The 24,610-nt window shown below is 30.9% G+C and carries 23 protein-coding genes; 6 read left to right on the forward strand and 17 right to left on the reverse strand.

Annotation, left to right across the window (positions count from 1 at the left end; translation table 11 throughout):
* A complete protein-coding gene (locus tag H574_RS0101070) occupies window positions 1–708 on the forward strand; it encodes a response regulator transcription factor (protein ID WP_027878762.1) in 708 nt (235 codons plus the stop codon).
* 58 nt (window positions 709–766) lie between these two features.
* Here the strand turns inward: H574_RS0101070 and miaA are convergent, their stop codons facing one another.
* From miaA to H574_RS0101110, 8 genes are all read right to left on the reverse strand, one after another.
* Window positions 767–1,675 (reverse strand): tRNA (adenosine(37)-N6)-dimethylallyltransferase MiaA, encoded by a 909-nt coding sequence (miaA, locus tag H574_RS0101075; RefSeq protein ID WP_420864507.1) that lies wholly within the window; start codon window positions 1,673–1,675, stop codon window positions 767–769.
* A 2-nt stretch (window positions 1,676–1,677) separates the two neighbouring features.
* Complete coding sequence (locus tag H574_RS0101080) at window positions 1,678–2,541, reverse strand: ion transporter (RefSeq protein ID WP_027878764.1); 864 nt, start codon at window positions 2,539–2,541, stop codon at window positions 1,678–1,680.
* 4 nt (window positions 2,542–2,545) lie between these two features.
* Window positions 2,546–4,513 carry a DUF3857 domain-containing protein gene (locus H574_RS0101085; protein WP_027878765.1) on the reverse strand — a complete coding sequence of 656 codons (1,968 nt, stop codon included), beginning with the start codon at window positions 4,511–4,513 and terminating at the stop codon, window positions 2,546–2,548.
* The gene (locus H574_RS0101090) at window positions 4,510–5,874 is read right to left on the reverse strand and encodes an exonuclease domain-containing protein (RefSeq protein WP_027878766.1); all 1,365 of its coding nucleotides are present in this window, start codon (window positions 5,872–5,874) and stop codon (window positions 4,510–4,512) included. Before H574_RS0101090 ends, H574_RS0101085 begins: the two co-directional genes overlap by 4 nt.
* Before the next feature lie 13 nt (window positions 5,875–5,887).
* On the reverse strand, window positions 5,888–6,559 hold the full coding sequence (locus H574_RS0101095) for a YggS family pyridoxal phosphate-dependent enzyme (RefSeq protein WP_027878767.1): 672 nt from the start codon (window positions 6,557–6,559) through the stop codon (window positions 5,888–5,890).
* A gap of 13 nt (window positions 6,560–6,572) precedes the next feature.
* Window positions 6,573–7,811: a DUF1015 domain-containing protein gene (locus H574_RS0101100; RefSeq protein WP_027878768.1), complete on the reverse strand. Its 1,239-nt coding sequence runs from the start codon at window positions 7,809–7,811 to the stop codon at window positions 6,573–6,575.
* 68 nt (window positions 7,812–7,879) lie between these two features.
* Window positions 7,880–8,767, reverse strand: coding sequence for a 3-hydroxybutyryl-CoA dehydrogenase (locus H574_RS0101105; protein WP_027878769.1), 888 nt, complete (start codon window positions 8,765–8,767; stop codon window positions 7,880–7,882).
* 56 nt (window positions 8,768–8,823) lie between these two features.
* The gene (locus H574_RS0101110; RefSeq protein WP_027878770.1) at window positions 8,824–9,783 is read right to left on the reverse strand and encodes a Gfo/Idh/MocA family protein; all 960 of its coding nucleotides are present in this window, start codon (window positions 9,781–9,783) and stop codon (window positions 8,824–8,826) included.
* Window positions 9,784–9,941: 158 nt separating this feature from the next.
* Here H574_RS0101110 and H574_RS0101115 point away from each other — a divergent pair, with 158 nt between their 5' ends.
* A complete protein-coding gene (locus H574_RS0101115) occupies window positions 9,942–10,583 on the forward strand; it encodes a protein-L-isoaspartate(D-aspartate) O-methyltransferase (protein WP_027878771.1) in 642 nt (213 codons plus the stop codon).
* A 173-nt stretch (window positions 10,584–10,756) separates the two neighbouring features.
* On the opposite strand, the gene H574_RS0101120 is transcribed toward H574_RS0101115, so the two are convergent.
* The 6 genes from H574_RS0101120 to deoC form a co-directional block, all read right to left on the reverse strand.
* On the reverse strand, window positions 10,757–11,593 hold the full coding sequence (locus H574_RS0101120) for a DUF2971 domain-containing protein (protein WP_027878772.1): 837 nt from the start codon (window positions 11,591–11,593) through the stop codon (window positions 10,757–10,759).
* Between the two features lie 124 nt (window positions 11,594–11,717).
* Window positions 11,718–14,183: a DUF5686 and carboxypeptidase regulatory-like domain-containing protein gene (locus H574_RS0101125; RefSeq protein WP_036226887.1), complete on the reverse strand. Its 2,466-nt coding sequence runs from the start codon at window positions 14,181–14,183 to the stop codon at window positions 11,718–11,720.
* A gap of 104 nt (window positions 14,184–14,287) precedes the next feature.
* Window positions 14,288–14,746, reverse strand: a complete 459-nt coding sequence (gene smpB / locus H574_RS0101130) for an SsrA-binding protein SmpB (RefSeq protein WP_027878774.1) — start codon at window positions 14,744–14,746, stop codon at window positions 14,288–14,290.
* Between the two features lie 22 nt (window positions 14,747–14,768).
* Entirely contained in the window at window positions 14,769–15,287 is a 519-nt protein-coding gene (locus tag H574_RS0101135) for a SixA phosphatase family protein (protein WP_027878775.1), read from the reverse strand.
* 7 nt (window positions 15,288–15,294) lie between these two features.
* A complete protein-coding gene (deoD, locus tag H574_RS0101140; RefSeq protein ID WP_027878776.1) occupies window positions 15,295–15,993 on the reverse strand; it encodes a purine-nucleoside phosphorylase in 699 nt (232 codons plus the stop codon).
* Window positions 15,994–16,049: 56 nt separating this feature from the next.
* Window positions 16,050–16,721: a deoxyribose-phosphate aldolase gene (gene deoC / locus H574_RS0101145; RefSeq protein ID WP_027878777.1), complete on the reverse strand. Its 672-nt coding sequence runs from the start codon at window positions 16,719–16,721 to the stop codon at window positions 16,050–16,052.
* 170 nt (window positions 16,722–16,891) lie between these two features.
* On the opposite strand from deoC, the gene H574_RS13845 reads away from it, so the two are divergent.
* Window positions 16,892–17,431 carry a hypothetical protein gene (locus tag H574_RS13845; RefSeq protein WP_051169803.1) on the forward strand — a complete coding sequence of 180 codons (540 nt, stop codon included), beginning with the start codon at window positions 16,892–16,894 and terminating at the stop codon, window positions 17,429–17,431.
* A 207-nt stretch (window positions 17,432–17,638) separates the two neighbouring features.
* Here H574_RS13845 and clpB read toward each other — a convergent pair whose 3' ends face one another.
* A complete protein-coding gene (gene clpB / locus H574_RS0101155) occupies window positions 17,639–20,245 on the reverse strand; it encodes an ATP-dependent chaperone ClpB (protein WP_027878778.1) in 2,607 nt (868 codons plus the stop codon).
* Between the two features lie 183 nt (window positions 20,246–20,428).
* On the opposite strand from clpB, the gene ytxJ reads away from it, so the two are divergent.
* The 3 genes from ytxJ to H574_RS0101170 are packed head-to-tail and all read left to right on the forward strand — an operon-like array spanning window position 20,429 to window position 21,934.
* A complete protein-coding gene (gene ytxJ, locus H574_RS0101160; RefSeq protein ID WP_036226958.1) occupies window positions 20,429–20,809 on the forward strand; it encodes a bacillithiol system redox-active protein YtxJ in 381 nt (126 codons plus the stop codon).
* Window positions 20,810–20,819: 10 nt separating this feature from the next.
* Entirely contained in the window at window positions 20,820–21,329 is a 510-nt protein-coding gene (locus H574_RS0101165) for a DUF3124 domain-containing protein (RefSeq protein WP_027878780.1), read from the forward strand.
* Window positions 21,329–21,934, forward strand: coding sequence for a MarC family protein (locus H574_RS0101170; protein ID WP_027878781.1), 606 nt, complete (start codon window positions 21,329–21,331; stop codon window positions 21,932–21,934). Before H574_RS0101165 ends, H574_RS0101170 begins: the two co-directional genes overlap by 1 nt.
* Before the next feature lie 29 nt (window positions 21,935–21,963).
* Here H574_RS0101170 and H574_RS0101175 read toward each other — a convergent pair whose 3' ends face one another.
* Together H574_RS0101175 and fahA are read right to left on the reverse strand one after the other, a co-directional pair.
* Window positions 21,964–23,145 carry a hypothetical protein gene (locus H574_RS0101175; RefSeq protein WP_027878782.1) on the reverse strand — a complete coding sequence of 394 codons (1,182 nt, stop codon included), beginning with the start codon at window positions 23,143–23,145 and terminating at the stop codon, window positions 21,964–21,966.
* Window positions 23,146–23,263: 118 nt separating this feature from the next.
* Window positions 23,264–24,556, reverse strand: a complete 1,293-nt coding sequence (gene fahA, locus H574_RS0101180) for a fumarylacetoacetase (RefSeq protein WP_027878783.1) — start codon at window positions 24,554–24,556, stop codon at window positions 23,264–23,266.
* Window positions 24,557–24,610 lie beyond the last annotated feature (54 nt).

Below are 24,610 nucleotides of genomic sequence, written 5' to 3' on the forward strand. Positions count from 1 at the left end.
ATGGAAGAAGTACAAAAAAGAATACTATTAGTAGAAGACGATCCAAATTTTGGAACTGTCCTTAAAGATTATTTAACTATGAATGATTACGAAGTAACACATGCCAAAAACGGTATGGAAGGCTTCGAAAAATTTAAAAGAGGTGATTTTGATTTATGTATCTTAGACGTCATGATGCCTTATAAGGATGGTTTTACTTTAGCTAAAGAAATTAGAGAAAAAAACGAAGATATTCCTATTGTTTTCCTTACAGCAAAGGCTATGAAAGAAGACGTGCTTAAAGGATATAAAGTAGGAGCAGACGATTACTTAAATAAACCTTTTGATAGCGAAGTACTTTTAATGAAAATTAAAGCTATCATGCAACGTAAAGCAACAGACTCTTTAGCAGATAGTAAACAATTTGAATTTACTATTGGAGATTTTCATTTAAACTCTAAATTAAGATTTCTTACGTTTAAAGAAGACGAGCCAATTAAGCTATCGCCAAAAGAAAACGAATTACTACGTTTATTAGCATTACATGAGAATGATTTAATGCCTCGTGAACTTGCTTTAACAAAAATTTGGAGAGATGATAACTATTTTACATCTAGAAGTATGGATGTTTACATAGCTAAACTTAGAAAGTATTTAAAAGTAGATCCTAATGTTGAAATTTTAAATATTCACGGAGAAGGATTTAGATTAGTAGTTAATAAAGACTAGTTTTAGTTTAATTTACAATAAAAAAGGTTAGCTAATGATTAGCTGACCTTTTTTTTTACTACATAGTATTTTTTATGGACGTTATAATTTTTTCTAAAGGAGCTAAATAGTCAAACCAAAGTGTGTCGTTGTTTCTTTTAAACCAGGTTAATTGTCGTTTAGCAAATCTTCGGCTATTTTTTTTAATTTCAGTAATAGCAAAGTCTAATGACCAAGTATTGTCTAAAGCGTTAAAGATTTCTTTATAACCAACCGTATTTAATGCGTTTAAATGTTTATGTTCAATTAAAGATTTAACTTCATCAATTAAACCATTTTCAACCATAATATCAACACGTTTGTTAATACGATTGTAAATAACCTCTCTATCTGCTGTTAGACCAATTGTAATTGTTTTAAATGGTCTTTTATTTTTTTCTTTATTTAAAAACGAAGAATATGGTTTGTTTGTTCCTATACAAATTTCTAAAGCACGAATAACACGATGTGGATTATCAATAGCAATTGTATTATAAGCAACTATATCTAAATTTTTAAGCTGAAGCTGAAGCGCTTCCAAACCTTCCTTTTCAAGTGTATAATTAAGTTGTTCTCTAATTTTTGGATCTACATCAGGAAAATAATCTAATCCTTTTGTCACAGCATCTACATACAAACCTGAGCCGCCAACCATAATTACTATATCATGCTTTTGATGTAGCTCTTCAATTTTTTTTAGCGCTTCTTTTTCAAAAGCACCAACATTATAATCTTCTGTAATGGATTTATGATGAATAAAATGATGTGGAGCAGCAGCTAATTCTTCTTCTGTTGGAGCAGCAGTACCAATACTCATTTCTTTAAAAAACTGTCTAGAATCTGCCGAAATTATTTCAGTGTTAAAATAATTTGCCAATTTTATGCTAAGCGCTGTTTTGCCAATTGCTGTAGGACCAACAACAGAAATTAAAAATTTTTTATTGTTCAAAATTAATGAAGGTTATTACCGCAGGTTTTACAAAAATTAGCATCGTTATCATGGTCTGTTTCAAGACAATTACTACAAGTTTGTGTGTTTGTTCTTATTTGTTTTACTGTTGGTTTTTTTACGGTTTGTGTGTTCTCTTTATAATTTTTAGAATATTCTACAGATACAATTCCTGTAGGAATAGCAATAACACCATAACCAATAATCATTATTATTGAAGAAATTAATTGTCCTAATGCAGTAGCAGGAGCAATATCGCCATAACCTACAGTTGTAAGTGTAACTATTGCCCAGTACACGCTTCTTGGTATGCTTGTAAAGCCGCTATCTTGACCACTTTCTACTATATACATTACAGCGCCTAGAATAACACAAACTATAAGCACAAAAAATACAAATACAGCTATTTTTGCACGACTTGCTCTAAGCGCTTTAATTAGGTTATTAGACTCACCAACATATCGTGCTAGTTTTAAAATTCTAAATACACGCATTAATCGTAATGCTCTAAAGGCTATTAACGAGTGTGACCCGAGTATAAAAAAGGATAAATATTTAGGAATTGTAGATAATAAATCTACGACTCCGTAAAAACTAAAAATGTATTTTTTAGGCTGACTTACTACTGTAATACGTGCAATATATTCTATAGTAAAAAGTATGGTTATGACCCATTCTGCAGCATTTAAAAAATCGATATATTTTGCAGCAAACTCTTCTACACTTTCAAGCATAACCAAAATTATACTTGTAATTATTAGAAGTAGTAAAATAATGTCAAACAATTTTCCGGCAGGTGTATCTGCTTCATAAATAATTTCATGAAGTTTCTCTTTCCAGTTATTTTGTTTGTTAATGTTTATCATTTAATTAACTCTTTTTTTCTAAAACTAATATTGAGTTAGATTGTAAATCTACTAAATTATCAAAAAATGACTTTAAGTCTTTATAAAATAAGTGATGATAACTTTTTTCATAAAAGTTAGCTTTAAAATAAAACTCAGCTAATCCATTATTTTCTTTTGATTTAAAAATTGAAAGAGCAGAACTTTGAGGTAACTGTTTTGTATTTTCCTTAGAAATATCGTTGATTACAAAATCATCGCTAAAAAATATTTTAATTCTATTTGTATACATATCTTCATAGCCAAAATCTACAGGATAAGATCTTTCTTGCAATTTTAATGGGTTTTCGGTGAAATTTTTAAAAATAAATGGGTCAAAATAAACTTTATTACCAATTACATTTACAGGTCCAGAAAAAGTTAAAGTTTCATTGACTTCTAAAGTAGCTTCATCAATTACTACATCAATATTTTCAAATGTAAAATCTGGAAATGCTTGTATATAGTAGTCTTTATACTTTTGATTATTTTTATTAAATTCTCTTTTAATATCTAAAGCTTTATAGCCTAAACTTTGTATGTTTATTGTTGCATTAAATGTATAGTCGTCGTTTATTGTTATATCAGACTTTTGATATATAGATGATTTTGTTTGAGGTTCTAAATCAATCCATTTACTACCATTATCAAAATCTATTTCTCGACCATAATCATTAAGACATTTAAACGGAATTTGACCAAAAACTAAATCTTTATCTGTAGCATCTAAAAAGTAATTTTTGCCTTCAATTTCTAATTTTATAATAAGGTAATTAAACTCTGAAATTACAGGAAAAAGTTTAGTTACTACACCATGATCTCTAGTACTTAATAATATAGGGTTTGCTTTTAAATCATGGGTGTTTAATAAATTATAAAGAAGAAGGTTAATTTCTGCTGTGTTGCCAGATTTTTCATCTATTACGTCTTTAACAGAGATATCTTTAAAAACACGATGTTTATGATTCCATGTGTAGTTGTTCTTAACATAATCATAAATCAATTTAGCTTTTTTTAATGATGAATTTTGTTTTGAAATTTCGTCTTCAGGAATTAACTTTTTAACTAAACTCGATTTTTTTAATTGTCTTCCAAAATCTTGATCAGTTTTTAATTCTCTATCAGCAGTCTCCCAGCTTTTAGTTATGTTATCTACTGTACCATCAAATTTGTTAATAGTTTTTAATTCGTATTCAATTCTAGAAAGGTAATTTGAAGCTGCACGCATATAACTTTCTTCCCTAAAAGCAGAAATATCAGTCATAATATATTTAGCTACAGTGCAATGAGCAGAACCGCCATTATTAACTTCAATACAATATTTGTCCAAACTCATATCATGAGTTTTTAGTTTTAAATCTCCCACTAATTTTATATTATAATCATAATTACCAGGAATACTAGTTATATATTCACTATACAATTTAGGGATGTCTTCTTGAAAATACCATGGTTGATATTTATAGATAAAAGGAGTTCTAAGCTCATATGTATATGTAATTACAGAACCTTCTTTAATATCTGGTAATGTAAATTTTACCAAAGTGTTGTTTTCATCAATTTTGTCTTCAAATATTTGAGAAGACTCTAGATTGATTCTTTTAATTTTTCCGTTAACAAGATTTGTTGTAGAGCCTTTAATTTTTTCTATTTTTTCTTTATTTCTATCAGAATTGTATAGTCTTACACTTACATTTGAGTATTTAAAACCTTCTCGATTCAAGATTTTTATTTTTTTCTTGTATTCAAAAACTAAATCAAATGTATCATCGTCTATGTAAGCGTTTCCAAACTCATATAAAACAATAGCATTTGCTGTGGTATCTTGCTCAAAAGTATTTTTTTTTAAATCTGATTTGGTAACATTAATGTTTTCTGAATTAAATTGAATTTGAGCAAATAGGAGGTTAGTAAATAAAAAGGTTAGAAAGGTTAGTAATGATAATTTCCTCATGGTAATTGAATGATTTTTAAACGCTTATTACGTCTTAAATAGCTTTGTATGATATGTTGTTGATCTCTATTATTTTCCATTGGTGTGATAATAGATTCTAAAATATCTAAATTATTAATTTGATAGTTTAAGCTGTAAAAGCCAAATCCTTTAAAAATGCCATTTTTTATTAAAATAGCGCTACGTTCGTCAACATCACGACCTCGATCTATAATCACCATATTTTGTTGGTCGTAACTATGTTTTTTTAATAATTGATTAACGCGGTTATTGTAGTCTTCTGCAGATTCTTGTTGTATACAAGCGCCTTCACATTTTTTTAATTCGTAGTTAAAACAGCTTGTGTTGGTTTTATAAATACCTGTAAGTTTTTGGCAAAGATTATAGTCTTCTATAGCTTTTTCTAAAAAGTGTTTACCGCTTTGCCTATTACTAAACGTTGTAATATTAGCTTTATCTTTGTAGGCTTTATCAATAGTTAGATTTATATAACCTTTATGGTCTGTAAAACTGTAAAGTGCATGCGTAAAAATGTTACGTCTTAACGCTCTATTAAAAGCGGGTTTTGTTTTTTTAATTTCTTCACTTTCTTTTAAAAGCGCAACTAATTCGCTTCCTGTTTTTTCAAAAGTAACTGCAGCAACTAAACTTTGTATTTTTTTTGACTTTGGATTTGTGCCTGTAAAATGTTGATTAACGCGGTTTTTTATGTTTTTACTTTTACCTATGTAAATAATTTCTCCGTCCGATTTATGAATGTAATACACGCCAGTTTCACTAGGTAAATCTTGCACTATATCTATTAATCTTGGTTCCATTTGAAATTTAGGCTCTTTTCTAACGGACTCTTGTATAATGTTTTTATTAGTGTCTTTATCTAATAACAACTGAAATAATTTAACCGTCGCTTTTGCATCTCCCGCTGCACGATGCCTATCGCTTACTGGTATTCCTAAAGCGCGAACAAGTTTGCCTAAACTATAGCTTTTTTGATCTGGAATTAAATCTTTAGAAAGCTCTACAGTGCATAGCGTTTCACGTTCGTAATCAAAACCTAATCGTTTAAATTCTGTACGAAGTATGCGATAATCAAATTTTGCATTGTGAGCTACTAATATGGTGTTTTCGGTAATTTCTACGATACGTTTAGCAACCTCATAAAACTTAGGTGCATTTTTAAGCATATTGCTATTAATCCCAGTAAGATTAACCACGAAAGGTTGAATCTCTCTTTCGGGATTGACTAAACTTATAAATTGATCTACAACTTTATGCCCATCAAATTTATAAATAGCAATTTCGGTAATACCTTCTTCATTGTATTTACCGCCTGTAGTTTCTATGTCGACTATCGTATAAATAGAAATATATCTTTTAATTATTATAATTTCTTTCGCCAAAAATACTACTTCCAACGCGAACCATTGTACTACCGCATTCTATAGCTAATTTATAATCGCCACTCATGCCCATGCTAATAGTTTGCAAGTTGCAATTTGAAGTTTGTATTGTTTTTAAATCTTCAAAAGCAGATTTTAAGCGTAAAAACTCTTCTTTTATTTGGTCTTTATTATCTGTAAATGTTGCCATTCCCATAAGACCAACGATGTTTATGTTTTTTAATTCTGAAACGGTTTCAGAAAGCAATAATTCTTCAGCATCTTTAATGCGCATCCCAAACTTACTATCTTCTTCAGCAATTTTAATTTGAAGTAAACAGTTAATTATTCTATCGTGTTTTAAGGCTTGTTTGTTTATTTCTTTTAGTAGTTTTAGACTGTCTACACCATGAATTAAATCTACAAACTCTGCCATATATTTTACCTTATTACGCTGTACATGACCAATCATATGCCACTTGATATCCTTTGGCATTTCTTGGTACTTATCTGCCATTTCTTGGATTTTGTTTTCTCCAAAAATGCGTTGTCCAGCGTTGTAAGCTTCCATTAGATCACTTACAGGTTTTGTTTTAGATACAGCTACAAGTGTAACATGATCTGGTAATGTTTGTTTTATAGTATCTAAGTTATGTTTTATGCTCATAGATTAAATTGAATTAAAACTCATAAATAGTAACGCCACTTCTTAATTTAGGTTCTATATATGTGCTTTTTGGTGGCATTGTTAGATTTTGGTCTGCGATAAGTTTCATTTGCTCAATAGTTGCAGGAATCATACCAAAGCCAACTTTAAAAGTGTTACTATCTACCATACTTTTTAAATTTACAATATCTTTTTTACCGCTTAAATACATAATGCGATTATCGTTTCTTAAATCTGTAATGCCTAAAATAGGTTCTAAGATGGTTTTGTATAGTATTTGCGCATCTAGTTGATCTAAAGCGGTATTAAAAATATAATTAGATTTTCTTAAATACAACGAATAAAACTCGCCATCCAAATACATACTAAAATGATGTTGTTTAGAAGGTTGATAAGGCATAATACCTCTGTTTTCTATTCTAAACATCGTATCTAGTTGAATTAAAAATTCTTCTTTAGATAATCCGTTTAGATCTTTTACCAAGCGGTTAAATTGATTAATTTTTAATTCTTCTTCACAGATTAAATAACTCATAAAGTAATTATAAGTTTCGTTTCCTGTATGTTGTAGATTGTTAGATTTTAAATCTTCACAAAGTAATTTTGAAGACGAAGATCTATGATGTCCATCTGCAATATATAATGTTTTTATGTTGCTAAACGTATCGCTAATAGCGTTGATGTCTTCTGGATTATCAATTAACCAAAGGTAATGCGTATCACGGTAAGTTGTAGTAAACTCAAACTCTGCACGTTCCTTTTGTTTTTCCTTAATAATCGCACTAATGGTATTATTTTTAGGATAGGTAAGTAGTACAGGCTCTGCATTAAACCCAACTGTTTTTAAATAATCTTTAAAAATAACTTCTCTAGACGCAATGGTATCTTCGTGTTTTTTTATAATGTTGTTGTTATAATCTTCAACACTTGCAGCTGCAACAATACCATTAAATTCTTGATCATCTCTGTCTACAATTTTGTAAATGTAATAACATGGTGATTGATCTTGAATAAATATACCATCTTCTTTAAACTCTAAGTACCTATTTTTTACAAGATTGTATCTAGCTTCTCCAGAAATTTCTTTATCATATTTATAACCTGGATTAACAATATGTAAAAAAGAAAACGGATTATAATCTAATCTTGCTTCACGTTCGGCTTGCGTATAGCTTTGGTACGATCTTGAAGCAACTAGACTTACTTTGTCTCTTGTTGGTCTTACAGCTTTAAATGGTAAAATTTTACTCATAAACAAAAACAAAATAAGGTAAATATCAACTTTAGTTGATTTTACCTTATTGTCTGATTATTATTTAATTAACTAAATTGTTTTGAAACGTTTTCAGCTTTTCTACTTTCTGAATAATCATAAAAACCTTCACCAGATTTTACACCTAATTTTCCTGCACGAACCATATTTACTAATAATGGGCAAGGTGCATATTTAGGGTTTTTAAATCCGTTGTACATCACTTCTAAGATAGATAAACATACATCAAGACCAATAAAATCTGCTAATTGTAATGGTCCCATTGGATGCGCCATACCTAACTTCATTACAGTATCAATTTCATTAACACCAGCAACACCATTGTATAACGTTTCGATAGACTCGTTAATCATTGGCATTAAAATACGATTGGCAACAAAACCTGGATAATCATTAACTTCTACAGGAACTTTACCTAAGGTTTTAGATAATTCCATAATCGTATTTGTAACCTCATCTGTCGTGTTGTAACCTCTAATAATTTCTGCTAATTTCATGATTGGTACAGGATTCATAAAATGCATACCAATCACTTTGTCAGGTCTGTTGGTTACAGCAGCAATCTGTGTGATAGAAATAGAAGATGTGTTTGTAGCTAAGATGGTATCTTCTGGACAAACATCACTTAATTGCTTAAAGATTTTAAGTTTTAAGTCTACATTTTCGGTAGCTGCTTCTACAACTAAACCTACATTTTTAACGCCATCTTCTGTAGTTGTAAAAGTAGTGATGTTTGCTAAAGTTTCAGCTTTATCAGCTTCTGTAATTTTTTCTTTAGCGACCATGCGATCTAAATTTTTTGCAATGGTATCCATACCTCTTTTTAAAGACGCGTCGCTAATGTCTATTAAATTAACTTTAAATCCTGATTGGGCAAAGGTATGGGCAATACCGTTACCCATTGTTCCTGCGCCAATAACTGCTACATGTTTCATGTTTGTATGTTGAATTTTATTTCCGCGAAAGCGAAATTTTTAAATTATAAATTAGTTTAAAATTGATCGATAATCATTGTGGCTACACGTAAAGCTTCTGTACCATCGTGTAATGTTACAACTGGTGTTGTATTGGTGTTTATGGCGTTGGCAAAACTTTCTAGCTCGTCTAAAATGGCGTTGTTAGCTGATATTTCTGGATTGTCAAAATAGATTTGCTTTTTAATACCTTCGGCATTTTGTAAAATCATATCAAAATCGCCAGGTTGTTCTGGTGCGTCTTTCATTTTTACGACTTCACATTTCTTTTCTAAAAAGTCTACCGAAATGTATGCATCACGCTGGAAAAAACGTGTTTTACGCATGTTTTTAAGTGAAATTCTGCTTGCTGTAATATTGGCAACGCAACCGTTAACAAACTCGATACGCGCATTTGCAATATCTGGTGTGTCACTAATTACCGAAACACCACTTGCAGATACGTTTTTAACTTTAGATTTTACAACGCTTAAAATAACGTCTATATCGTGAATCATTAAGTCTAAAACCACAGGTACGTCTGTACCACGCGGATTAAATTCGGCCAAACGATGTGCCTCAATAAACATTGGACTATCTAATTGGTCTTTTACTGCTGTAAATGCAGGGTTAAAACGCTCTACATGACCAACTTGACCTTTTACACCGTGTTCTGCAACCAAAGTTCTAATAGCTTCGGCTTCTTGCACAGTGTTAGTAATTGGTTTTTCAATAAAGATATGTTTGCCTTTTTTAATGGCTTGTCTAGCGCAGTCAAAGTGCGATAATGTTGGTGTAACAATATCTACAACATCTACAGCGTCTATTAATTGTTCTATAGTTTCAAAATATTTGTAGCCAAATTCAGCTTCTACTTTTTTACCGTTTTCTTGGTCTGCATCGTAAAAACCTACTAATTCAAATTTTTCTGATTGTTTAAGTAGTCTTAAATGAATTTTTCCAAGGTGACCAGCACCTAATACACCAGCTTTAAGCATAGATTATTCTGTTTTTAACAAAAATAAGTTTTTTAAACAGTTTTTTAAATGAATTTGATAATTAAATCTTTGATTTAAGAAGAATTTATAAATTGAAAATTTTTATTTTGAGCTTTAAAATTTTAAAGTAATTTTAGCCTTCTAAACTAGCCCATATTTTGAAAGATACGTTTAAACATAAAGGATTAAGACAGAAACTAGTAGCAGTTTTAAAAGCAAAAGGTATTACTAATAACGATGTTTTAGATGCTATTGGTAAGATACCAAGACACTTATTTATGGATTCTAGTTTTTTGGATCATGCGTATCAAGATAAGGCGTTTCCTATTGCGGCAGATCAAACCATATCGCAACCTTATACGGTAGCATTTCAAACCGAATTAATGCAAGTAAAACGTGGCGATAAAGTTTTAGAAATTGGTACAGGTAGTGGTTATCAAACTGCTGTGTTATGTGAACTTGGCGCTAAAGTGTATAGTATAGAAAGACAACACGAATTATTTAAACTAACCAGTCGTTTTTTACCAAAAATAGGCTATCGTGCTAAAAAGTTAATTTTTGGAGATGGCTACAAAGGATTGGTAGAAGAAGCACCTTTTGATAGTATTATTGTTACTGCTGGCGCGCCATTTGTACCCAAACCATTGTTAGCGCAACTTAAAATTGATGGTCGTTTAGTAATCCCTGTAGGAGATAACGTACAAACCATGACACTTTTTGTTAGAAAAGGTCAAACCGAATTTGAAAAAACTGAGTTTGGCGAGTTTAGATTTGTACCGCTTTTGGAGGATAAGAATTAGGTTTTTAATAGTTTTTTGGAAGGTTCGTTTAACGTGTTTGTGTATGGTTAGTTGCGTGGTTTAAGCAACTAGTTTAGCAAATAAAAACCGAATAGAATATTCCGCAGGAATATTCGTAAGTAGGCTATAACAAAGCAATTAATTATACACGGTGTTAGCAAATCGTTTTTTATTCAAATATTAAACTCTTCAAATTCAAGTTTAACTACTAATGGGTTTGGTTTTACTTTGAATAACCTTACTTCTGAGTAATTGTTTTTCAAAATTGAAATTAATTCTTTGTAAAACACAGGGTTCTTTTTTTCTAAACGGTTTCCAATATAAATTTCTTCAACATCCTCAATTTCGAATGATAATTTTCTATTAAAACCTAGGTTACCAAATGAAATCGCTCGATACTCTTTTTCATATTTCCAATCATAGTATTTCCAACAATATTCAAAAAGCATTGTTGAAATTTTTTTTATAAAGTCTTTGTCAGATTGTGAAATTTCAAATTCATCAATTTCTCTCAAGCGTTGACATAATTCATCATTTGCGGGTTGATAATCTTTTAAATAGGATACGTGACTTTTAATTGCTACGTTTTCATTTTTCAATAATTTGTTATTTTTAAACTTTATACAAATACCTTGATAATTATTTGTATAATGTCCCCACATTAAAGGATTCTCGTTAGTCAATGCAAAGCAACAAATTCCAATACTATTTCGATGTTCTGCTATTCCTTTACCTCCTTTCATTATATAACTTTCACGATTAGTCATACAATCAAAAGGATCATTAAAATCTCTTGGACTAGAAAAGTGTAAATATTGATTTTTCAAAGCTTCCAATGTATATTTGGAAGTTCCATAAAACTTGTATAATTTCTCAGGTGTTTTAAGTTCCTTTTCGTTTAAAAAAACTTTAGAATTGTAGTAGCCAATTTTATCTATAGAAAATGAATTAGAATAAAGATAGTTTTCAAAACCCCAATTAATTCTAATTATCCTTTCATATTTTTTCATATTGCTGAGTAATGTTTGCTAATGAAAAGATAAAGCAAATTTCCAATTCGCCTTATCCATTATCAAACGAAGTTAATTGATTTTTTATTCAATATCAAATCTATATTTACAGCGTAAGTTTCATTTAAAAACTAAACCCAAACAAAAAGGTATCATTAACCAATCCGCTTCCAGAATAAGCGCGCACGTAATCTACACGTAAAAACCTAACTTTTCCCCAACCTAAGTTACTTAAACCTATCGAGAACTCGTTGTAAGGCTTGTTTTCTTTAGTTAATGCAGCGTTGTAGCCTAATACTAAATTGTAGTTTAGTTTATTTATTAAAGGGATTTTGTTTAAAATATAACCTTTAAAGTTGTGCTCTGCATGGATTTCGGCATAATTGTTATTGGTACTTAAATTGTAATATGGTAAGATTTTAAAGCTGTTTATATAATTACCATCCATAACAATATTGGTTTGATTACCGTTAAAGTGATGGTAATCTATAAACGCAATATTATCTGCATTATTAAATACGCCAGCTTTTAAATAGTAAGTTAAATCTCCTTTGTTGCTTAAGTTGACATTTTGATATAATTGCGCTTTAAATAAATCAAAATTGTAGTTGCTAATGCTGCTGCCAAACCCTTTTTCGTAACCTAAAAATAGCGTCGGAATTTTACTGTTTGGGATGTTGTATTTTCCGTTAGGGTAACTCAAATAGTTTTGACCAAAATTAATACGTGTGTTTAAATTTAATTTATAAATATGATGATTTGCAAAAGAAGACACGCCATAAGCAGTAGGATTTACAGGATTGTTGCTGGTATATACTCTGTCTGCTTTTGGGTACCAAGCTTGATCTGTAGTATTGAAAAGCGATTTACGGTTATTGTAACTTAAATTAGAGTAGAAGTGAAGTCCATTGACTAACTCTTGACTATAATTTGCTTGTACGTAACTACGGTCGTAAAGCTTTAAATAATTTTTTTCGAACCATAAAGAATATGACGTATTTAAAAGCGGTAACGTGTATAAACTAGGGTTAAATTGCTCTACTTTACTACCTCCAGAAAGCGATACAAATGCACGATTTTTATTGTTGAATCTATAGTTTATAGTTCCTGTACCACGTAATCTATCGTCTGCAAATCCATAATTGATATCAGATTTTATATTGAAATATTTTTCGCTGTCTTTATAGCGTTTTGTATAATTTGCGGTTATTGTTCCGTTCCAACCTTGAACAGTATTAAATTGAATTGCTGAAATTGGAGATGAAATTGAAAAACGTTTCTTTTTAAATGAATTTTTATACGTGTAACCGCCTAAAATATCACCAAGTTTAAATTTGTTTTCTGCTTGATCTACCGAATCTAAGTAAGGCTGAGATTCTCTAACCAATTGTATGCTATCTTTTTTGATGTAGTCTTTAACTTCGGCATCTGTTAGTGGTACAGGTCGTTTTTCTTGCCAATATAAGCTGTCTTTTTTGTTGGCGTTATCTTTAAATGATAGAATCTCGCGCGAGAAATTGTTCTTATCTAAGTTAGGATTAAAATCATAATCGCTATACACTGCGGTAAAACGTCCGCTACCATTAAAGCCCATAAAACCAAAAGTAAAATCGAATATTTGGGAAATTTTTCCCCAAACGTTTTCGTCTTCAAAATAAGAAAAGGACTGATTTATTGTGAATAAATCTACAGGTGCAATTTGCGCTTGTTGTCCAGTAATGTTAAGTTCTAAACCAAATAAACTCCATTGATCTTCTACAATGTAAATGAAACCATCAAACGCTTTGTCGTTTTTACGCTTTGGCAAAACTTCAATTTTATTAACTAAATGTCCTGAATCGTCATAAAACGTTCCAACTAACTTGTAATTGTAATAATTAAAGGCAAAGTCTGCAATTGGAGAGACGATTTCTGTTTCAAGACTTATCGTGTTTTCGTAAAAATTAAAGTCGACATCTGTTGCATTATTAAAGCTAAAACCATTGCTGTTACCACTAACTTTAGAAGCAGTAATGGTTTCTTTTAAAGGTTTTGGCGATAATTTTTCTAGTTTAGAAATGGTTTCAGAAAGATAGATAATTCCACTTCTAGTCGAGTCTAAGCTACCTTCAAGATCTCCAATTTCTTGTCCAAAAATCTTTTCTGGTGCATCTTTAAGTTGTAATAATCCTCTGGAATAAAAGTCAGCAGTATACGTATTGTATTTTTCTAGGTTTTCTTTTCTTTTGGCAATCGTGTTTCTAATAATTTGTATTGCAGGATCTTCTTTTGCATCAAGCAAAACTTCGTCTAAACTAATATCTTCTTCCTCTAAAACAGCATCTAATGTAAAAGGAAAACTATTGATGGTTACAGTCTTTTTTAGTGTTTTAAATCCTAAATATTGAAACACTACAGTGTAATTTCCTGTGTTTTTAATATCTAATTGGTAATAACCGTCGTTGTTTGTAGTTGTGCCTTTACGTGTGTTTTCAACAAAAATATTGACTACCGCAAGTGGTTGGTTTTCTTTGGATGTTACAGTTCCTACAACTTGTGCAGAAAGTTTAATACAAAACAATAAAAGTAATAGAAGTAAAGATTTTTTCATTATGTTGGTTTTATAGTATAGACGTCATTTTTACTTAAATGGTTGCCTATATAAAGCCAAACATAATTTTTTTTACTGAATTATGTAATTGTCAGAGACTTAAATTAATTATAAATTTTCTTGATACGATCTAGATTACGCTTGTTATCACGGTCTTTAATAGTTTCTCTTTTATCGTAAAGCTTTTTACCTTTAGCTAAGGCTATATCTAGCTTAGCAAGACCTCTTTCATTAATAAATAAGCGTAGTGGTATGATAGTTAAGCCAGACGTATTGACTTCTTTTTCTAACTTTTTAAGCTCACGTCTGTTAAGTAATAATTTACGTTCTGCTTTAGGTTTGTGGTTATAATAATTACCAAAAACATACTCTTGTATAGTCATATTGATTACAAATAATTCGCCACGATCATTAAACTCGCAAAAACTTTCGGCAATAGAAGCTTTACTGTCTCTAATGGATTTAATTTCGGTACCAGTTAGGACAATTCCAGCAGTATATTTGTCTAAAATTTCATATTGAAATTTAGCCTTTTTATTAAGAATGTTTATTTTCTTTTGCATTAGGGCAAAGTTACTAATTATATTATTGAATGCTTAACAAATAATCTGTTTTAGATTGATTTTTTATGGTAACTATATAAAGGTTTCCATTAACAGAGTCGTTTATATTTTGATATTTTTCTTCATTTAAAACTTTATTGACAAACGAAGGAGTTGTATTGCTATGTCCAACCACTAAAACGGTCTTTCCTTTAGTATTATTAATAAACTCTTTACTGTACAACTCATTAGGCTTATAAAATTGAATGGGAATTTTTTGTTTATTGGAAGTTGGTTGAGCTGTCTGTATAGTTCTGTTATAATTAGTTGAATATATTTTGTCAAATGTAATGTGCTTAAAAATGTCACTCCATTTTTTAGCTCTTTTGCGACCTTCAATAGTTAAATTAGGGTTTTTATTTGAAGGATTAGAACGATCTTTTTCTGCGTGTCTTATAAAATAATAAGTAGTGGTTTTAACAGCATTTTTTTCTTTTGATTCTGATGTTTGTTGACAAGAAAAAAAAGTTAAGGTTATTAATATGAATAAAAATTGTCTCATGTTGTATTTAGGCTAGTTCTAAAGCAATTTCAATCATTTCAGAAAAGGTAGTTTCGCGTTCTTCGCTAGTTGTTCTTTCACCTGTAACTAAAGAATCTGAAATAGTTAAAATAGTAAGCGCATTAACCTTGTGTTTTGCAGCAACAGTATATAAGCCTGCAGTTTCCATTTCAACACAAAGTAACCCGAATTTTGACCATTTTTTGTACGATTCAAAATCGTCTGCATAAAACTCGTCACTAGTAAAAATGTTTCCTGCTTTAATAGGAATATTTTTGGCTCTAGCTACATTAACAGCTTTTTCAAATAATTCAAAATTAGCTGTAGGTGCATAATCTGCGCCACCAAAACGCAATTCGTTTAATCCAGAGTTAGAAGATGCCGCCATAGCAATAACAATGTCTCTAATTTTTACATGTTCTTGATAGGATCCAGCGCTTCCAACTCTTATTAGATTTTTAACGCCGTATTCTGTAATAAGCTCGTGTGCGTAAATAGAAATACTAGGTACGCCCATACCTGTTCCCATCACAGATATTTTATTGCCTTTATAAGTACCTGTGTAACCAAACATGTTTCTTACACGGTTAAAGCAAACAGGGTTTTCAAGAAAAGTTTCTGCAATCCATTTAGCACGTAAAGGATCACCAGGAAGTAATGTGGTTTCTGCTATTTCGCCTTTTTTGGCTTCAATATGTACGCTCATTTTTTAGTTAAAAGTATTTAAAGTGACTAAAGTGTCTAAAGTATTTAGAGTTGTGATTAATAATTACCTTCTTCGGCTTTTTGACCAGTTACAATTGCAATTCCGTTAGAAGTGCCAATACGTTCTGCACCAGCGTCTATATAGGCTTTTGCGGTTTCGGTATCTCTAATTCCACCTGAAGCTTTAATTTTTACATTGCATTTTTGGGCAACACTTTTCATTATTTCGACGTCATGTATTGTTGCGCCACCAGTACCAAAACCAGTAGATGTTTTAATAAAATCTGCTCCAGAGTTAATGGCTAACTCACTAGCTTTTATAATTTCAATTTCTTCTAAATAACAAGTTTCTAAAATGACTTTTAGTATGTTATTTGGCATAACTTGTTTTACAGCTTCTATGTCTTGCCAAACGGCATCAAAATTTTTACTTTTTAAAAAACCAATGTTAATTACCATATCAATTTCATCTGCGCCATCTTTTAGGGCTTGTTTGGTTTCTTCAACTTTTGCTTTTGTACTCATAGCGCCTAACGGAAAACCTATAACGCTACATACTTTAACATCTGAGTTGTTTAATTGGCTTTTAGCTAAACTAACATAGCAACTATTAACACAAACGGAGAAAAATTTGTGCTTTTTTGCTTCGTCGCATAGGTTAATAATATCTTGCTCTGTTGCTGTTGCTTTAAGAAGTGTGTGGTCTATATATGTGTTTAAAGAATTCATGTAAATAAATATTATGATATAAAGTTATAGAAATTTTACACAGAATAATAATCTAATGGATGTTCATTTTTAAGATGAAGTAAAAACTTTTGAAAAGCATGATAAAAGTCAGTTTTTAAGCTCTAAGACTGCTATAAATTTGTGTCAGTAACTAAAATAAATATTACGACATGAAAAAATTATTATTACCATTAGCATTAATTTTATTAATATCATTTAAAGTATCTGCTCAAGAAGATAACCAAGGATTAAAAGGTGCTTGGTGGGCATTAGGACAACTAGAGTTTAATGATGATGAAGCATCAGATACAAGTACTTTTGGAATTATGCCTGTAGTAGGAACATTTGTTTCTCCTTCTGTTACAGTTGGTTTAGGTGTAGGTTATAGTTCTGTAAAAGTAGCAGATGCAGATGCTGTAGATGCAGTAACAGTAATGCCTTTAGCAAGAAAATACTGGAATATTAATGAGAAATTTTACATTTTTGGTCAAGCAGATGTACCATTAACTTTTTATGATGGAGCAACTGGTTATGGTTTTAATTTAAGACCAGGTGTTGACTTTTTTGTATCTAACGTATTAACTTTAGAAGCAACTTTTGGACAGTTTGGTTATAATGCAATTTCTCCAGATGAAGGAGATGCAGTAGGCACAACGTCTTTAGGTTTCAATTCTATGGATGTAAATTTTGGTATCAAATTATTATTTTAAGAGTTAGTTAGTTTAACCAAAATTTTCGAAAAGCCACTTTGAAAAAAGTGGCTTTTTTAATTTTAAATAGAATAAAAAAAAAGCAACACTACACTTTTTCTGTAAGAAAAGTCTTGTGCTGCTTTTTCAACTAACCAACCAATTATGAAAACGGTCTAAACTTTATAATATTATATGTCTTTTTAGTATTAACAGAACTTTATGAAATTATAATTCGTCTTCAACTAAATCACCTTGATTTCTAAATACAAGTTCACCGTCAAACGCATCTAGTAAAATGATACTATCTGTATTTATTTTTCCAGCTAAAATCTCTTTACTTAATTGATTTAATACTTCTTTTTGTATTACTCGTTTTACTGGTCTTGCTCCATATTCTGGATTATAACCTTTTTCTGCTAAGTATTCTATCGCTTCTGGTGTAGCGTCAAAAGTTATTCCTTGCTTAGCAATCATTTTAGTTACACTTTTTAATTGTAATCCTACAATTTGTGTAATGTTGTCTTGTGTTAAAGGTGTAAACATTATTGTATCGTCAATACGGTTTAAAAACTCTGGACGTACCGTTTGTTTTAGTAATCCTAAAACATCTACTTTTGCAGCTTCCATAGCAGATTCTACATCTTTTGTAGCTTCAAAACGCTCTTGTATAATATGACTTCCCATGTTAGAAGTCATGATTATAATTGTGTTTTTAAAGTCAGCCATCCTACCTTTATTATCTGTTAAATGACCTTCGTCTAAAACTTGTAATAGAATATTAAACGTATCCGGATGTGCTTTTTCAATTTCGTCTAACAATACAACTGAATAAGGTTTACGTCTTACTGCTTCGGTTAATTGTCCTCCTTCGTCATAGCCAACATATCCTGGAGGCGCACCAACTAATCTACTAACGGCATGACGTTCTTGATACTCGCTCATATCTATTCTTGTCATTGCGTTTTCGTCATCAAAAAGATACTCGGCTAACGCTTTAGCAAGTTCTGTTTTACCAACACCAGTTGTTCCTAAAAATAGGAATGTACCAATTGGTTTTTGTGGGTTTTGTAAACCTGCGCGACTACGTCTAACGGCATCACTTACTGCTTCTATAGCTTCTTCTTGACCAACAACACGTTTATGTAGCTCGTCTTCAAGTTTTAATAGCTTTTCGCGTTCGCTTTGAAGCATTTTTGTAACAGGAATACCTGTCCATTTTGCAACAACTTCTGCGATATCATCATAGTTAACTTCTTCTTTAATCAAACTATGTTCAGATTGCGATTGTAAGTCTTTTTGAAGGCTTTCCAGTTTTTCTTGCGCTTCTTTTATTTTACCATATCTAAGCTCGGCTACTTTACCATAGTTACCTTCTCGTTCTGCACGTTCGGCTTCAAGTTTAAAGTTTTCAATATCTTGTTTTGTGTTTTGGATATTGTCTACAACTTCTTTTTCGCTTTTCCATTTGGCGTTAATCTCGTTACGTTCTTCTTTAAGATTAGCAAGATCACTTCTTAAAGATTTCAGTTTTACTTCATCTTTTTCGCGCTTAATGGCTTCGATTTCAATTTCTAACTGCATTATTTTTCTATCCAAAACATCTAGTTCTTCTGGTTTAGAATTAATCTCCATACGCAGTTTTGAAGCCGCTTCATCCATTAAGTCGATAGCTTTATCTGGTAAAAATCTGTTGGTAATGTAGCGTTGTGATAACTCTACAGCGCCAATAATAGCTTCGTCTTTAATACGTACTTTGTGATGCGTTTCGTACTTTTCTTTAATACCTCTAAGGATAGAAATGGCACTTTCTGTGTCTGGCTCGTCTACCATTACTTTTTGAAAACGACGCTCTAGAGCTTTGTCTTTTTCGAAGTATTTTTGATACTCGTCAAGTGTTGTTGCACCAATAGATCTTAACTCACCACGCGCCAAAGCAGGTTTTAAGATGTTTGCTGCGTCCATTGCACCTTGCCCGCCACCAGCACCAACAAGCGTATGTATTTCGTCTATGAAAAGAACAATATCACCTTCGCTAGTCGTTACTTCTTTGATTACAGCTTTAAGACGCTCTTCAAATTCTCCTTTAAATTTAGCACCTGCAATAAGAGCACCCATATCTAAAGCAAAAATTTGCTTTTCTTTTAAGTTTTCTGGAACGTCACCATCTACAATACGATGTGCTAAACCTTCGGCAATAGCGGTTTTACCAGTACCAGGTTCACCTACCAAAATAGGGTTGTTTTTGGTACGACGCGATAAGATTTGTAAAATACGTCTAATCTCTTCGTCACGACCAATTACTGGATCTAGCTTACCGTCTTTAGCTAATTGATTTAGGTTTTTTGCGTACTTGTTTAAAGAATTATAAGTATCTTCTTGACTTTGAGATGTTACACGATCTCCTTTTCTAAGTTCTTCAATTGCAGCTTTTAAACCTTTTTCGGTGACGCTTTGGTCTTTTAGCATTTGTGCAATCTTGCTATTAGATTTTAAGATAGCTAAGATTAAATGCTCTATAGACACAAAATCGTCTTTCATGTTTTTTGCAATGATAGACGCTTCGTTTAGTGTTTTACCAGCTTCGCGAGATAACATTAGATCTGCGCCAGAGACTTTTGCAAAACTTTCTAGTTGTTTATCTAAAACTTGTTTTAAGACTATTGTGTTAACATTTAACTTTTTTAATAAGAAAGGTAACACGTTTTCATCAACTTCTAAGATACCTTTAAAAAGGTGCTCGTTTTCTATTTGTTGATGCCCATAACTTTGCGCAATTTGTTGCGATTGTTGTATGGCTTCTTGCGATTTTATTGTATAATTGTTTAAGTTCATTTTTTTAAAATTTAGCAATGTTTGATTGCTTTATTTCAATTATCTTACCAATAGTATTTTAGCGACAAAATGTCTGTTAACTACTGGTTTTTAGTGACTTTTAGTCAGTTTGTAAGTTTTAAAATTGAAGTCGACTTACTATATAAATTAACTTTCGCTATTGCGGAAAATGAAGTATACATTATGTTTGGAAAACTTTTTGGAAATAATAAAACGCCTAAGGAAGAGAAAGTACTACCTTGGCAAAACTTAACAAGTATAGAGCAATTAGATGAAATTGAATTATCATCTAAAGGAAAAACACAGCTGATATTTAAACATTCTACAAGATGTGGAATTAGTAGAATGGTTTTAAACCAATTTACTGAAGCTTATGATTTAGATCTAAATGCAGATTTATATTATTTAGATTTGTTAAATTATAGAGATGTATCTAATGAGGTTGGTTACAAATTTCAAGTGATGCATCAATCACCACAATTACTAATTATTAAAAATGGAGTAGTGGTTGCTCATGCTAGTCACGGTGCAATAAATGATTTAGATTTAAGTACCTTTATATAAAATTAATTTTATGAAAAAAGTAGCGCTTTTAATTACTGTTGTTAGTGTTTTGTTTAGTTGTGAAACTAAACAGAATAATGAGCCTAAACCTTCTAGTCATTTAGAATCTATGAAATGGACAGGAAAAGTTAACGACTCTTTAATAGAAGGTAGTTCTTATTTATCGGTATATTCTCAAATATACAGTACTACAGAGCATAAAACACATGATTTGACCGCTACCGTTAGCATAAGAAATACAAATAGAACTGATACAATTTATATTAATAGCGCAGACTATTTTAATACAAAAGGTGATTTAATAAGACATTATATAAAACAACCAATTTTTATAAAGCCAATGCAAACCATTGAAATTGTTATAGATGAAAATGATATTGAAGGTGGTACAGGAGCTAATTTTATTTTTGATTGGTCTGTAAAAAAGCTTACAAATGTACCATATTTTGAAGCTATTATGACATCTACTTCAGGACAACAAGGTTTATCGTTTACTACAAAAGGAGTTGATTTAAATTAATGAAAGAAATATTTACTACCATATTATTTTTGATTGCTGTAATAGATCCTTTAGGGTCTGTACCTGTATATTTAGAGGCTACTAAACATTTTGACAATAAATATAAAAAACGTGTTGCTATAAGAGCTAGTGTAATTGCTTTCTTTGTTTTATTGTTCTTTATAGTAATTGGACAATTAATATTAGAAGGTATGAATGTTACATTAAATGCTTTTCAGATTTCTGGAGGCGTCATTCTATTTTTATTTGCTTTGACTATGATTTTTGGTAGTGGCAAACCAGAAAGCGAAAAACATCTTATTAAAGATTATAAGCATGTAACTATTTTTCCTGTAGCAATACCTTCTATAGCATCTCCTGGAGCAATAATGGCTGTAGTTTTAATGACTGACAACCATATTTATTCTATTAACCAACAATTAATTACGACATTTTTAGTTCTTTTTGTGGTTGCGCTTACAGGAATATTGTTACTTGTAGCTGCAAACGTCCAAAAAAGAATAGGCGAATATGGTATAACTGTAATTAGTAAGATTATGGGATTAATATTAGCATCTTACGCAGTGCAAAGCGTATTAACAGGCTTAAAAGACTTTTTTGCATAAAAAAACTCCCAATTAAGGGAGTTTTTAGTTTACGAGAATGTCATTTGTTTTATAATACTTTTTAACTTCTGCTTTAAGTCTTCATTTGTATCATAAACCATTTGCTCATTTGTTGGAAATGGTACAGCTCTATTACCTAGCAACCTTTTATCATCATCACTTAAAGCACGTCTATCTCCTCTAAATCTTCCGTAGAAGTTTTCAAAAATAAATTCTGAATCTATTGGGAAACTTTCTAACACCTGATTTTGTTTTATGTCAGTAAATACAACTTGACCAATAACTTGAGTCGATTTTACTTGCTGTACTTCAGATAATCTAGCTAAAACTCTAACTATTTTATCTTGTTTTATATCATTTCCAGAACTGTCTTTGGCAACATTTCCGTTTTCGTCTAAAACATATTCCCAACCATCTACAATTTCAGCTTCTCTAACATATTCTTTTTCATAAACATGTTCTGGAGAGATATTTATACGTTTAAGCTGCAATTGCATCGCATAATCATAATTAATATCTGCAGAAGCATTAGCATGATATAAAGTCCAAAAATTATCGTTTAAGCCATAAGTATCAAAATCTAATAACTCTTCCTCTAATCTTGTAGGTACAATTTGGTTAGTTTCATTTTTAACAGAAACTATTACAAAGTCTGTTCCTTTAAAATGAGCTTGATCCATTAAAGATCTAACATCTTTAAAATTAGGATTGATGTACTCTACATCTTCTAATAAAACGTAAGCTTCTCTTGCATTGTATTTATCTGAACTGCTTAATAATTGTCTTGCTTGACTATATTTATAGTCTGAAACTTTAGATTTATAATCTATAATATCTGACGTATAATTATTAAATTTAAATTTAATTGTTTTACCATTTATTTGAAGAGGTAATACACTTTTTATAGAGTTTTGTCTACTATCTAAACGTGTGTAAAGATTGTAAATAGTCTCATAATACTCTGGATTACCATCTTGTTTTAGTTGGTTAATTCTGTAATGATTATCCTCTACAACTTTATAATAAGCGTCTCTTAACATAAGCACATAATCTTGTTTACGCTTAGCATTTTTATTAGTTTCAAGCTTTTTTAATGCATTATTAATTGCTTGATCGTAGTTACCAGTGTTTAGCTGTTTTTCGATTTGTTTTCTTCCCACACAAGACGATAGTGCCAGAAAAAGTACTGTAATAATTGTAAAGTTTTTCATCTTCTTTGGGTTTTAAGGGTTATTAGGTTAAGTATTTTCAAGATGCGTGCCAAAACTAAAAATAAAACCCTTTAGATGGTCTAAAGGGTTTTATTTTTATAAAAAAGATGTTGTTTATCTATTTATTTTTTTTAGGTTCAAAAACAGGTAATAGTTTTGTTTTTACTTCACCAAAACCAATGCGTGTTCCGTCTTTTTCGCAATAACCACGCATAATTACAGTATCATTGTCATTTATAAATTTACGCTCGGTACCATCTGCCATTTTTAAAGGTTTTTCTCCGCGCCATGATAGTTCTAACATAGATCCGTAACTGTCTGGTGTAGAACCAGAAATTGTTCCGCTTCCCATCATGTCTCCAGAATTAACAGGACATCCGTTAACAGTATGATGTGCTAATTGTTGAGACATGCTCCAATACATATATTTAAAGTTAGATTTACTAACTACTTTTTCTTTTGCTTTTTCTGGTTGGATAGCAACCTCTAAATTAATATCGTAGCTTTTTTGTCCTTTTTGTTGTAAGTAAGGAAGTTGCTTTTTTAAAGGTTTAGGTCCATCTGTTTTAAAAGGTTGTAATGCATCTAATGTCACTATCCAAGGAGAAATTGAAGAGGCAAAGTTTTTTGCTAAGAAAGGACCTAATGGTACATATTCCCATTTTTGAATATCACGTGCAGACCAATCATTAAATAAGACTAATCCAAATATGTATTCTTCAGCTTCATCTACAGGAATTGGTTCTCCTAAATCGTTAGCATCTGTAGTGATAAACGCCATTTCTAATTCAAAATCTACTAATTTACTTGGACCAAAAACAGGCTCTTCAGCACCAGCAGGTAAAGTTTGTCCTTGTGGTCTGTGTACTGGTATTCCTGAAGGAATAATAGAGCTGCTTCTACCATGATAGCCAACAGGTATGTGTAACCAGTTTGGTAACAATGCATTATCTGGATCTCTAAACATAGTACCAACATTTGTAGCATGTTCTATGCTAGAGTAAAAGTCGGTATAATCACCAACTTGAACAGGTAATTGCATTTCAATTTCATCTAATCTAAATAATACAATTTCCTTGTGTTTTACATTATTTTTTAATGTGTCGTTTTCAGCATCAAAAATTTCAGCAATTCTATTTCTTACAGCGCGCCATGTGTTGCGTCCATCTGCAATAAAATCGTTTAAAGTGTCTTGTAAGAAAATATCGTCAGTTAATGGGATACCGTCAAAATAACCTAATTGATGTAAAGCGCCTAAATCTATTGCAGTATCACCAATACGTGTTCCGATGGTAATTATATCATCTCTGGTTAAAAAAACGCCAAAAGGTATGTTCTGTATAGGGAAATCTGAATTTTTATCGACGTGTAACCACGATTTTCTATCCGGATTGTTAGCTGTTAAAGGCATAAATATTTGTTGATTTGTTGTTTATAAATTCTAAGTAAATATATGTTTTTTGAA

Origin of the sequence: Mesoflavibacter zeaxanthinifaciens DSM 18436 (assembly GCF_000422365.1) — a bacterium.
GTDB classification, from domain to species: domain Bacteria; phylum Bacteroidota; class Bacteroidia; order Flavobacteriales; family Flavobacteriaceae; genus Mesoflavibacter; species Mesoflavibacter zeaxanthinifaciens.

Coding starts and splice junctions, on each gene's coding strand:
- H574_RS0101070 (WP_027878762.1), top strand. CDS start 1: ATGGAAGAAGTACAAAAAAGAATACTATTAGTAGAAGACGATCCAAAT.
- H574_RS0101080 (WP_027878764.1), bottom strand. CDS start 2,541: ATGATAAACATTAACAAACAAAATAACTGGAAAGAGAAACTTCATGAA.
- H574_RS0101085 (WP_027878765.1), bottom strand. CDS start 4,513: ATGAGGAAATTATCATTACTAACCTTTCTAACCTTTTTATTTACTAAC.
- H574_RS0101095 (WP_027878767.1), bottom strand. CDS start 6,559: ATGAGCATAAAACATAACTTAGATACTATAAAACAAACATTACCAGAT.
- H574_RS0101100 (WP_027878768.1), bottom strand. CDS start 7,811: ATGAGTAAAATTTTACCATTTAAAGCTGTAAGACCAACAAGAGACAAA.
- H574_RS0101105 (WP_027878769.1), bottom strand. CDS start 8,767: ATGAAACATGTAGCAGTTATTGGCGCAGGAACAATGGGTAACGGTATT.
- H574_RS0101110 (WP_027878770.1), bottom strand. CDS start 9,783: ATGCTTAAAGCTGGTGTATTAGGTGCTGGTCACCTTGGAAAAATTCAT.
- H574_RS0101120 (WP_027878772.1), bottom strand. CDS start 11,593: ATGAAAAAATATGAAAGGATAATTAGAATTAATTGGGGTTTTGAAAAC.
- H574_RS0101125 (WP_036226887.1), bottom strand. CDS start 14,183: ATGAAAAAATCTTTACTTCTATTACTTTTATTGTTTTGTATTAAACTT.
- smpB (WP_027878774.1), bottom strand. CDS start 14,746: ATGCAAAAGAAAATAAACATTCTTAATAAAAAGGCTAAATTTCAATAT.
- H574_RS0101135 (WP_027878775.1), bottom strand. CDS start 15,287: ATGAGACAATTTTTATTCATATTAATAACCTTAACTTTTTTTTCTTGT.
- deoD (WP_027878776.1), bottom strand. CDS start 15,993: ATGAGCGTACATATTGAAGCCAAAAAAGGCGAAATAGCAGAAACCACA.
- deoC (WP_027878777.1), bottom strand. CDS start 16,721: ATGAATTCTTTAAACACATATATAGACCACACACTTCTTAAAGCAACA.
- H574_RS13845 (WP_051169803.1), top strand. CDS start 16,892: ATGAAAAAATTATTATTACCATTAGCATTAATTTTATTAATATCATTT.
- clpB (WP_027878778.1), bottom strand. CDS start 20,245: ATGAACTTAAACAATTATACAATAAAATCGCAAGAAGCCATACAACAA.
- ytxJ (WP_036226958.1), top strand. CDS start 20,429: ATGTTTGGAAAACTTTTTGGAAATAATAAAACGCCTAAGGAAGAGAAA.
- H574_RS0101165 (WP_027878780.1), top strand. CDS start 20,820: ATGAAAAAAGTAGCGCTTTTAATTACTGTTGTTAGTGTTTTGTTTAGT.
- H574_RS0101170 (WP_027878781.1), top strand. CDS start 21,329: ATGAAAGAAATATTTACTACCATATTATTTTTGATTGCTGTAATAGAT.
- H574_RS0101175 (WP_027878782.1), bottom strand. CDS start 23,145: ATGAAAAACTTTACAATTATTACAGTACTTTTTCTGGCACTATCGTCT.
- fahA (WP_027878783.1), bottom strand. CDS start 24,556: ATGCCTTTAACAGCTAACAATCCGGATAGAAAATCGTGGTTACACGTC.